This is a genomic window from Marinobacter sp. 1-4A, assembly GCF_016597725.1.
In the GTDB taxonomy this organism is placed as follows: Bacteria; Pseudomonadota; Gammaproteobacteria; order Pseudomonadales; family Oleiphilaceae; genus Marinobacter.
Genome location: NZ_VCGY01000018.1, coordinates 1 through 8,646, shown reverse-complemented (window position 1 = coordinate 8,646; position 8,646 = coordinate 1). Strand labels below are relative to the sequence as shown.

Genomic DNA, 8,646 nt, shown 5'->3' with positions numbered 1-8,646 from the left:
ATGCACTCGCAGAACCCGTACCCCAAACTTCGTGACACACACGAGTCAGAGCAGCGGTCAGAGTCGTTTTACCATGGTCTACGTGACCAATGGTGCCCACGTTCAGGTGTGGCTTAAGACGTTCAAACTTAGACTTAGACATTCGACCAATCCCCCTAACCAACCCAAATAGCAGCGTTGACCGGATAAATAGTGGAGCTCATGACCGGAATTGAACCGGTGACCTCATCCTTACCAAGGATGTGCTCTACCGACTGAGCTACATGAGCATTGCAAATCAAATTGGAGCGGGCAGCGGGAATCGAACCCGCGTCATCAGCTTGGAAGGCTGAGGTAATAGCCACTATACGATGCCCGCGAGCAATTAAGTGGTGGAGGGGGCTGGATTCGAACCAGCGAAGCTTTCGCGTCAGATTTACAGTCTGATCCCTTTGGCCACTCGGGAACCCCTCCGAGTCAGGCGCGAACTTTTGCACCTGTCACAACAAAAAAAGTGGAGCTGGCGGACGGAATCGAACCCCCGACCTGCTGATTACAAGTCAGCTGCTCTACCAACTGAGCTACGCCAGCTCACAATCGCTTGTTCAGCGAGGGCGGTATACTACGGATTTTTTTCGGCTGTTGCAACACCTTCGCAACGATCGATTTCAATGAAATCAAATTCCGAACCATAATCCGCCTCTAGCGCCTGAGCCATTTCCATAGCGAAATTTGGCTCTGCCTCGAAAGCGAGCGCGTAGCTTATCTGATTTCGGTCGAAGTTGACTAGTACCACGTTAAAATTCTTGTGTTTTTTTTCTTTCAGCACAGATATTGCTGCATCTTGTGACTCAAAGAGGCCCAAAGAAATTGCATTTTTGTTGGGTCCTTCAGCAACCAAGTAAGAATCAACCCCTTGATCCTGCATCTCTCTTAGTTGCCGAAGAGCAACATCGGCTGGCTGAGGAGGGACAATTACCCAGTGCAAAGCGGGCAGCGGCCGATCAACCTCCTGCAACGACAACTTAGAAGCCTGCGCAAGTGCTGGATGGGCTTTGAGGGCCCTAGCGGTATTCAGCGATTGTATCCAGCCCAGCCGGACACATGCGCGCCCGCCAGTCAAACGACTGGCCGCATCTGCCGCCCCACTTCGAACCTTAAGACTAGCCACTCGCGGGAGGGTGCCGCTAGCAACGGTGCCGGACTGAGTCTCGGGCATCGATAACACCCCCAACTGCCAAACACTAAGATTACAAACAACCAAAGCGAGCACCAGCCACTTCATTCCGCATCGACCTGTGCGTCTATCGCAGCCAACCCATCCAACACCAGAGATGAGCGGTAAGTTGCTTTCAGACCCAGGTTAAGCAGCCTTTCAGAATCCCCGCCCGTGACCAAAATATCGCGGACACCTGCATTCTCTGAATCACTATGAACCCGACCGATAAGGGCACTGGACAGCCAGGTCAGACCATGATTAACACACTCACTTGTGCTTTTACCCGGTGAGCAGTCAGAAACATGGATAGGGTCAAAGCCTATGCGCGCCGCATCCACCTGCAAGCTCCGCCGCATCATATGCAAACCCGGAAGAATAAAACCGCCTAGGTGATGCCCGGAAGAACCCACATAATCGACGGTAATTGCGCTGCCAGCGTCCACCACAATAAAACCTTGTTTATAATCCAACCAGGCGCCGTACATTGCATGCCATCGATCCGCCCCCATTTGCTGGTAGTTGCGGTACGCATTCACGAGCCCATCCCTGCAGGCTTCCGACCAGTAACACCTGATGGGAGCACTTACCCGGCTGGACAGACTTTGCAAAAGGCGCAGCCGTTTTTCCTCGGATGCCACTGTAGATACAGCTACTCTGGAAATAGCTCCAGCGCCAACAGGTAATTCCGGGAGAGGGTCAGCGTCTTCGATTCCACCTAACCCCTGCGCTAATACTCCGCCTGCTCCATCTAGTCGCCATTTTAGTCGGGAGTTGCCGGCATCAATCACCAACCTCATTCCGCCACCCGCAAACTGATTTCTCCAGCACGCACTGGAACAACGCTCCCCTGCGGGGTTCGAAGTAGATAGTTCCCCGTTGCATCAATACCACAACCCACTCCTTTGATATCTCCTCCCTGCGCCTGAATCATTCGATCACAGTATATATCTCGCTCTTGCCAGGCCGCCCGGAAACCGCTGAAACCGTCGCGAGAAAACGCGTCTGCGGCGCCAGATACAGCCTCGATCACTGCTGCCGCAAGATGGCTTCTCGACCAGCTTACATCCGGAAACGCCTGCGTTAGGCTACTCCAAGGCTGGTCGACATCATCAGCACTGGACATATGAACGTTAATCCCAATACCCGCAATCACTTGCACCAAGCCTTCTTGCAACTCCCCCTGCAACTCCACAAGTATGCCACCTAGTTTTCCAGCAGGAAGAAATATGTCATTTGGCCATTTCAAACCAATATCTTTCGCCCCCTGAGTCTCAAGAGCCTCTGCGACGGCCACTCCCAAGACCAAACTAAGCCCATCAAGAACGGCAAACCCTCCGTGAAAGGTTAATCCCATGCTTAGGTAGAGGTTCTCTCCGCGAGGGCTACGCCAACTTCGACCTCTCCGGCCTCGCCCGGCCGTTTGAAGATCGGCAATGACTACCGGAAATTTATTGTTGCCACCTTCGGAAATTTGGCGAAAAACCTCAGCATTGGTCGAATCCACCTCATCCAGTACCCGCAAATCGATCCGGCCGGACACACCGGGATCTAGCTGGCCCACTATCAACGCAGAGTCCAACAAATCAACCCGAGACACCAACTGATAACCTCGCCCCCGAATGGTTGCCACCTCAAACCCCTCATTGCTGATACGCTTTATTTGTTTCCAAATCGCGGTACGGCTCACACCCAGCTGACGAGCAAGGGACTCACCAGAATGAATCTGGCCGTCGCTGAGAAGGGCAATAAGTGCTTTAAGTTTCATCAGAGATTATCCAGCCGGAAGATTGTGTATCGGCGGATTAAACACCAGAAGGGGCTAAAAAACAAAATTGACAGCCCGACCTAATTCGTCGAGCCGCCGAATTCATCAAGGAATAGGTGTTGCGGTGAGGTTGGCTCGTATATTGAAGTTCTGCATCTTAACGCCGTAAATAGCAGTTTGGGCGCCACCGGTTTGGTGCACAAGATCGACAGTATTAATAGAAAGCTCTTTAAATTGGCTCTCGGCCTTCACGGCAAAACCAAGAGGACGACTATTCACTTCACTCGGAGTAGGGTTGCTCACGTAACGGTAGCCCTGCGCTGCCGCAACATCCATAATTTTCTCATCGCCCTTTGAACCGACGACACCTAAAGAATCAGGGCCAGTGGACTTTTTAACGACTTTCGTCTGATACACATCAACTGCTAAGTCCGTGCGAATCCCGAAGGTATTGTCCTCGATACCGTCACCGTCGAAATCGCCTCCGTCACCGGTATAAATATCATTTAATATCAGGCTGGTCCCCGTACCATTGATTGGGTTGCCAGACCCATCCAACTCCCGGTTGGTCTCCCATGTAAACGCATTCTTTCGGCCATCACCGTCAGCTTTAGCAAGTATCTGTTTAAGGCGGACTGTAACACCTTCCTCGCCTCTGGTTTCCCATATACCACCGGATGCCTCACATACTATCTGAGTACTACCCGAGCCCCCTGCACAGACATCTCCCGCACCACCCGGGACAATGGTCATGCTGCTTCCGACCTCGTAACTCTGCCGCACAAACCGACCAAAGCTTTTACCCGACGTCTTGTCCCCTACTCGCAAATTGCCAATATCCATGGTGCCCCAGGATTCCCCGGTTACCATAGCTAAACCTTCATCGGTTGCGTCTATTTTCATCTCACGCACATGGCCATCATATTCAAGCTCACTGATCCAAAGCCCTTTCTGACTGATCTCACCGGTTCCTTTATCGTAAGGATCAGCAATGATGGCCGCTTTACCGTTCTGGATTCGAACGTCAGAGTTCACCGTGATGCCTTCACCACTTGCTCCGCCGGCACCAAGGGTTATATGCCCATCCAGCTCAAACTCGTAAGCCGGATAGAAACCAAGCGCTAGTAGCAGCTCAGTACCGCCTTGTAACCGAGCGTCCTCACTGCCGACTTTCAGACCATTAATTCGATAGCCTGCCTTAACTCCCTCAAAACCAACCCTAAGACCGTCGTAGAACTGGGTGCCACCTCGAACTTCGTTGCGGGTAACATTCACGGTTATGTCACCTCGACCCCATGACTGTAGGCCACTGAATATCACCCGCTTTCCATCTTCGGTGTAGCTTAAATCGGCACGGCGTAAGCTCCACTCTGCTGCCAGCCGCAAACCTTGCGGGCCTGCATCTGAGTGCCCGCCACCCTGAAGATACACTGCGTTTGTGTATGTACGTCCGTTATACACGTGGTCTTCGAACAGGAAGCTTGCATTCACTTCGCCAATACTCCGGCCACCACTGCCCATCTCAATGGCACCAATATTCAATTCGCCCGCAGCAGAACCCAGCGTCAATGCCAATGCGGGCCTACTCTGCCAGTCGGTAGTCACATCAAGCCGCATGTCGTTAACGTTTAGGTAGCCGGTAATATCCCGAAGTGCCAAAACGTTGCCATCGTCATGATAGAGAAAGGAGGCACTGTGGATGGCTGTTGAGCTGTCGATCCTCAGGCCCTCGCCATCACGACCACCCGCAGTAATATCCGTACTAGACGACAACTCATAGTGACCACTTAATCCGCCATACGATGCCAGCAGAGCTCCGGAACCAACATCACGACTGACTCCGTGATTTGCAGGATTACTACTGTAGCGAATAGCATCGACCTGCCATGTGCCAACAATTCTAGGTGCGTCGAGCTTTAAGGTATCTCCAACCACATCAAGCGTAACGCCTAAAGCCTCAACGTCCATAGTTATGCCGTCGAGAAACACCTCATTGCCGTTGGTTCTATAGCCCAACCGCCCACCAGTCATGGTGTACGCAGAATCAAAGGTATAACCGGCACCCCCGGTGGCACCGCCGGACTTGATGTTCAAAAAACCTTCAAGAGAGTGGTCAAAGAAGAGACCGCCCATGCTAACGCCAGGTGCTCCGGCCAGACGGATATCACCAAACTCGACCCTGCGGTCTTCGACTAGATAGTCGAGGTTAAGGGATGCATCAGTTCCTATATCCACCTTTATTGTATGATGTGCTTGACCGGCGGGGTTTGAAGAAGACCCCACCCGAAACCCTTCAAGGTGGACGCCCTTGCCATCATCGTAATAGGATATTCTATCTGCGGTGACCCCTAGATCCATTTCCAAAGTTATACCGCTTTGCCCGCTAACGGACGCCAACTCCGAATCATCAAGGCTTCTCATGTCAGCGGAGGCTACCGAAAACGCTCCAAGTAGAAAAACTCCCGAATGAAGGGCGAGAATGCAGTTGCGATTCTTGTTAGTCTTCATATTTCGCCTCACCTCTTAGGGATTTCCCGCCGGGAAGACAAGCAGATTACCTTCCATGATGACGCTACCCTGCATCTCTACAGAGAAAATATCCGTTTGCTGAAAGCCGGGGTCAGTTGGACGGGGAGTATTGCTGGCCGCGATTTTGAAGCGGACATCGTCGAACCTCACAGTATTCGGCAGGCCGAACTCCAAAACATCCCCATTGAATAGCTCTCCATCGCCTGCGAAACCGGAATCTATGGTTCTCATACCCAGAGTAAGCCCTTCGAACGCAAAACTGCCGCGAAGCTCATCAAGGACCATCCAGCCACCCGTATCCTTTAAGCGATAGGCTAAGCGGGCCCCACACTTCTTTGTTACATCATCGCAGCGCCCAAAATAACTGTTTTCTATTGGGCCACCGAGTTCGTTGATGCTGACGTCCCCTGAGAGGTAGATACCGCCTTGCCCGGAAACATCTGACAATACATCATCAGCCAAGGGAGCCATTTCAGCGGCTGCACATAGAGGCAAAGCGAGCAAACAAAGTGAACGATTTAAAAAAGCACTCAAACTCAGCGGACTTTGAATCATTGCGCTAGATCCTGTGTCTGTATCTTGAGGTGCTGGATCAACATTCCTTCCATGCGAGCTGGGCCAAAATCCTTACTACCCACACTAAAGTTGCCGATGTGTAAATTGCTCCGGTACTCGGGATTCGAATAGTAATCGTTGTAGAAATCCCAGGTTCCGGCATCGCTACCATCCCGCAAGCCATTAGCTGCTATCTGCCCTGAAGCTGGCGCCGCTATTGTGCCAACTTCTAGTAAAAAGTTACCGCTAGCATCAACATCGAAAAAAATTGGCTGATACTTGTTGCCTATCGCAAGTTCCAACGCAAAATCTGTCATTGTTATTCGAGAGCCGCAGGTGACTCCATCGAGAGAACATGCATTAATCGAAACCTCTGGGGAGTATAGGTTGAACCGAAACTCTCCAGCCATTTGCTTCCGCTCATCATCTCCCCACAGCCTAATATAGCTACCATCAATAACCGCACTGCGAGCATGGAAATTTAGATTGGAAGAGCGGTCATTACCCACTGCCACATTCATTTGGAAGCCGATATCTGCGCGCTCTCCCCTCCAGGTGCTAGTAGCAGGTCGGCTTGAGCATGCACCTGACCCTGCAACAGCTGAGCCGCCGTTGCAGTCAAACCCTGCTGTAGGCGCAAGCTTAGTTGGCGCTGCAAACTCAAGAATGGCTTTGTTGGGTATTCCCACATCATCGCCATCAACCACGTCTATGCGCCATGGGTTCATTAGACGGCCGAGGTTAACCGGCGACAGGTTCTGACCGTAGTTACTATCGGCGCCAGCGATATAAAGGTGATTAACGGTAATATCTACGTCTCTACCATCAGTGCTTTTTATTCCAGAGATCTTGAACACTCTTGCCTGCTCACCGTTCTGATCCGGCTGATCGGTACCGTGAGAAAACGTAAAATTATCAAGAACCAGCCCAATACCCGCACCATCGACCTCTGACAACTGACCGTCATCTAGCGATTGGAGCTCAGCAAACGCCGGAGCTTGGGAACCAAGCACAATCGAAAACAATATGCTTCGAGGCCCCGTTTTTTTTAAAATCAGTTTCAAAGAGTGTGCGTTGTTCATCAAAAAAGCCCCTTACCGCGATCTATGTACTCTGAGCGGTACCGTGGAACACCGTTAAGAGCCTCACCAAGATTAACCTCTGTGGCGCCATTTGGTATGTTGAAAAATGCACCACTGGTCGCTTGAACAAACTCCGCCTCACTCATGTTGCCCTGCTTCACATCTTTAACCCATTCCACCGCCTTGGTTTGAAATGAGACAAATGCTCCAGCGACAGGAGCAACGACACTCCTCTCTCCATTTTGCTGGCCCAACTCCCCAACAGCAAATGAGCGATACTGGTCCAGATCAAAGCACGATTGAATGGATAACACCATGCAGTCCATCGCGATGACTTCAATATTTCCCTCTGGACAGTCGAACAAGTTATTACAGCCAGGAACTTCGATTCGTGAGCTCGAACCAGGTGCAAGAAGATTCTTCATAAACAAGCGAGCGAATGTGCTAGCCCCCTCAAGCACGAATCTTTCCCCATTTGGGACGCCAATGTGTTCCGATCTTATCTCGTCAATTTCGCCATAGGTCGGCGAATTAGGATCTCCGTCAACTAAGCGGGCCTGTGTTTCTAATGCATTATTTTTCTCAAGGATGGGCGTAAGGAACTTAATCAGCTGGTCGGATATTGTAGGATTCTCCTGTTTGGCGTCCTTCATTGCCTCACCAACATCCTTGATCATTACGTTGACATTGCCGGTAAGCGTTTCAATATCAGCAGATAGCACACCCATAGCATCTCCAAACCCGAGACGCACTCCAATCACTTCCTGCGTTTGCTGGTCGAAGGCAAATTCCAAAAACGGGTTTTCTATAAAGAAAGGAACGATTTCGCCATCGGCATAGGGGGTACCGTCTGCCTTGAACATCTCAGGCAGCTTGGGATTATCGTCAAATAGCTTTTGATTCTGGATATAACCGAGAGAAAAGTTATTGATTAAAACATCAGACGTTCCGGGCTTTTCGCCAGCTCGCTCGTATCGACCGAGCTCAAGCGTATCAACATTTGTTTGAAGCTCGATGTCCATCCCGAGATTGATACGGGTATAGGCGGTAGATGCATCCGGGTGATAGTCGCGGTCGATCGACACGAATGCCTGACCTGTAACTTCCGACATCTGTTGATCAGATATCGGGCTAAGGTCGGCACTCAACCCCGCAGAAAGGGACGATAGAAAAACCGTTGCAATTAGTCTATTCATAGCTACATCTCACAACTACCGCATTGTTGTTATGACGGCATACTAATGGTGATTGTTGCGTCCCTGATACAGGCTTGCTGTGATTGCCTTTTGCAAACTCCTACTACAAAGTGTACCGATTATTTACACATTCTGAATGTGCGGCGGTTCAAAAGCCAGGCATAAAAAAACCCCCACCGGAGTTCCGGAGGGGGTTTTTAGTATTAAGAGTCTGACGATGACCTACTCTCACATGGGCAAGTGCCACACTACCATCGGCGCTGGCTTGTTTCACTTCTGAGTTCGAGATGGGATCAGGTGGTTCCAAGCCGCTATGGTCGT

General features: G+C 50.9%; 8 protein-coding genes, 4 tRNA genes and 1 rRNA gene. All 13 read right to left on the bottom strand.

All coding sequences use genetic code 11. From position 1 onward, the window contains the following. A partial coding sequence (locus FE845_RS18395; protein WP_227714500.1) for a GTP-binding protein occupies nucleotides 1–142 on the bottom strand: 142 nt, incomplete at its 3' end. A gap of 51 nt (nucleotides 143–193) precedes the next feature. Continuing rightward, nucleotides 194–269: transfer RNA gene (locus FE845_RS18390), tRNA-Thr, on the bottom strand. A gap of 14 nt (nucleotides 270–283) precedes the next feature. After that, nucleotides 284–358 (bottom strand) — tRNA-Gly (locus tag FE845_RS18385). Nucleotides 359–369: 11 nt separating this feature from the next. Further along, a tRNA-Tyr gene (locus tag FE845_RS18380) sits at nucleotides 370–453 on the bottom strand. 41 nt (nucleotides 454–494) lie between these two features. After that, nucleotides 495–570 (bottom strand) — tRNA-Thr (locus tag FE845_RS18375). Between the two features lie 31 nt (nucleotides 571–601). Beyond that, nucleotides 602–1,264: a hypothetical protein gene (locus tag FE845_RS18370; protein WP_200367963.1), complete on the bottom strand. Its 663-nt coding sequence runs from the start codon at nucleotides 1,262–1,264 to the stop codon at nucleotides 602–604. Continuing rightward, nucleotides 1,261–1,995, bottom strand: coding sequence for a type III pantothenate kinase (locus FE845_RS18365; RefSeq protein WP_200367961.1), 735 nt, complete (start codon nucleotides 1,993–1,995; stop codon nucleotides 1,261–1,263). The genes FE845_RS18370 and FE845_RS18365 overlap by 4 nt, the downstream gene beginning before the upstream one ends. After that, the gene (locus FE845_RS18360) at nucleotides 1,992–2,963 is read right to left on the bottom strand and encodes a biotin--[acetyl-CoA-carboxylase] ligase (RefSeq protein ID WP_200367959.1); all 972 of its coding nucleotides are present in this window, start codon (nucleotides 2,961–2,963) and stop codon (nucleotides 1,992–1,994) included. Before FE845_RS18360 ends, FE845_RS18365 begins: the two co-directional genes overlap by 4 nt. Before the next feature lie 105 nt (nucleotides 2,964–3,068). Continuing rightward, nucleotides 3,069–5,471, bottom strand: a complete 2,403-nt coding sequence (locus FE845_RS18355) for a DUF6160 family protein (RefSeq protein WP_200367957.1) — start codon at nucleotides 5,469–5,471, stop codon at nucleotides 3,069–3,071. Nucleotides 5,472–5,486: 15 nt separating this feature from the next. Then, a complete protein-coding gene (locus tag FE845_RS18350; protein ID WP_200367967.1) occupies nucleotides 5,487–6,026 on the bottom strand; it encodes a DUF6160 family protein in 540 nt (179 codons plus the stop codon). Nucleotides 6,027–6,043: 17 nt separating this feature from the next. Next, on the bottom strand, nucleotides 6,044–7,129 hold the full coding sequence (locus FE845_RS18345; protein ID WP_227714498.1) for a hypothetical protein: 1,086 nt from the start codon (nucleotides 7,127–7,129) through the stop codon (nucleotides 6,044–6,046). Continuing rightward, nucleotides 7,129–8,325 (bottom strand): DUF6160 family protein, encoded by a 1,197-nt coding sequence (locus tag FE845_RS18340; protein ID WP_200367948.1) that lies wholly within the window; start codon nucleotides 8,323–8,325, stop codon nucleotides 7,129–7,131. The genes FE845_RS18345 and FE845_RS18340 overlap by 1 nt, the downstream gene beginning before the upstream one ends. Before the next feature lie 209 nt (nucleotides 8,326–8,534). Beyond that, nucleotides 8,535–8,646 (bottom strand): 5S ribosomal RNA (rrf, locus tag FE845_RS18335); the annotation flags it as partial.

What these genes read in the sequence shown, in the direction of transcription:
- FE845_RS18360 (WP_200367959.1), bottom strand. Translation starts at nt 2,963, where the DNA reads ATGAAACTTAAAGCACTTATTGCCCTTCTCAGCGACGGCCAGATTCAT.
- FE845_RS18370 (WP_200367963.1), bottom strand. Translation starts at nt 1,264, where the DNA reads ATGAAGTGGCTGGTGCTCGCTTTGGTTGTTTGTAATCTTAGTGTTTGG.
- FE845_RS18340 (WP_200367948.1), bottom strand. Translation starts at nt 8,325, where the DNA reads ATGAATAGACTAATTGCAACGGTTTTTCTATCGTCCCTTTCTGCGGGG.
- FE845_RS18355 (WP_200367957.1), bottom strand. Translation starts at nt 5,471, where the DNA reads ATGAAGACTAACAAGAATCGCAACTGCATTCTCGCCCTTCATTCGGGA.
- FE845_RS18345 (WP_227714498.1), bottom strand. Translation starts at nt 7,129, where the DNA reads ATGAACAACGCACACTCTTTGAAACTGATTTTAAAAAAAACGGGGCCT.
- FE845_RS18365 (WP_200367961.1), bottom strand. Translation starts at nt 1,995, where the DNA reads ATGAGGTTGGTGATTGATGCCGGCAACTCCCGACTAAAATGGCGACTA.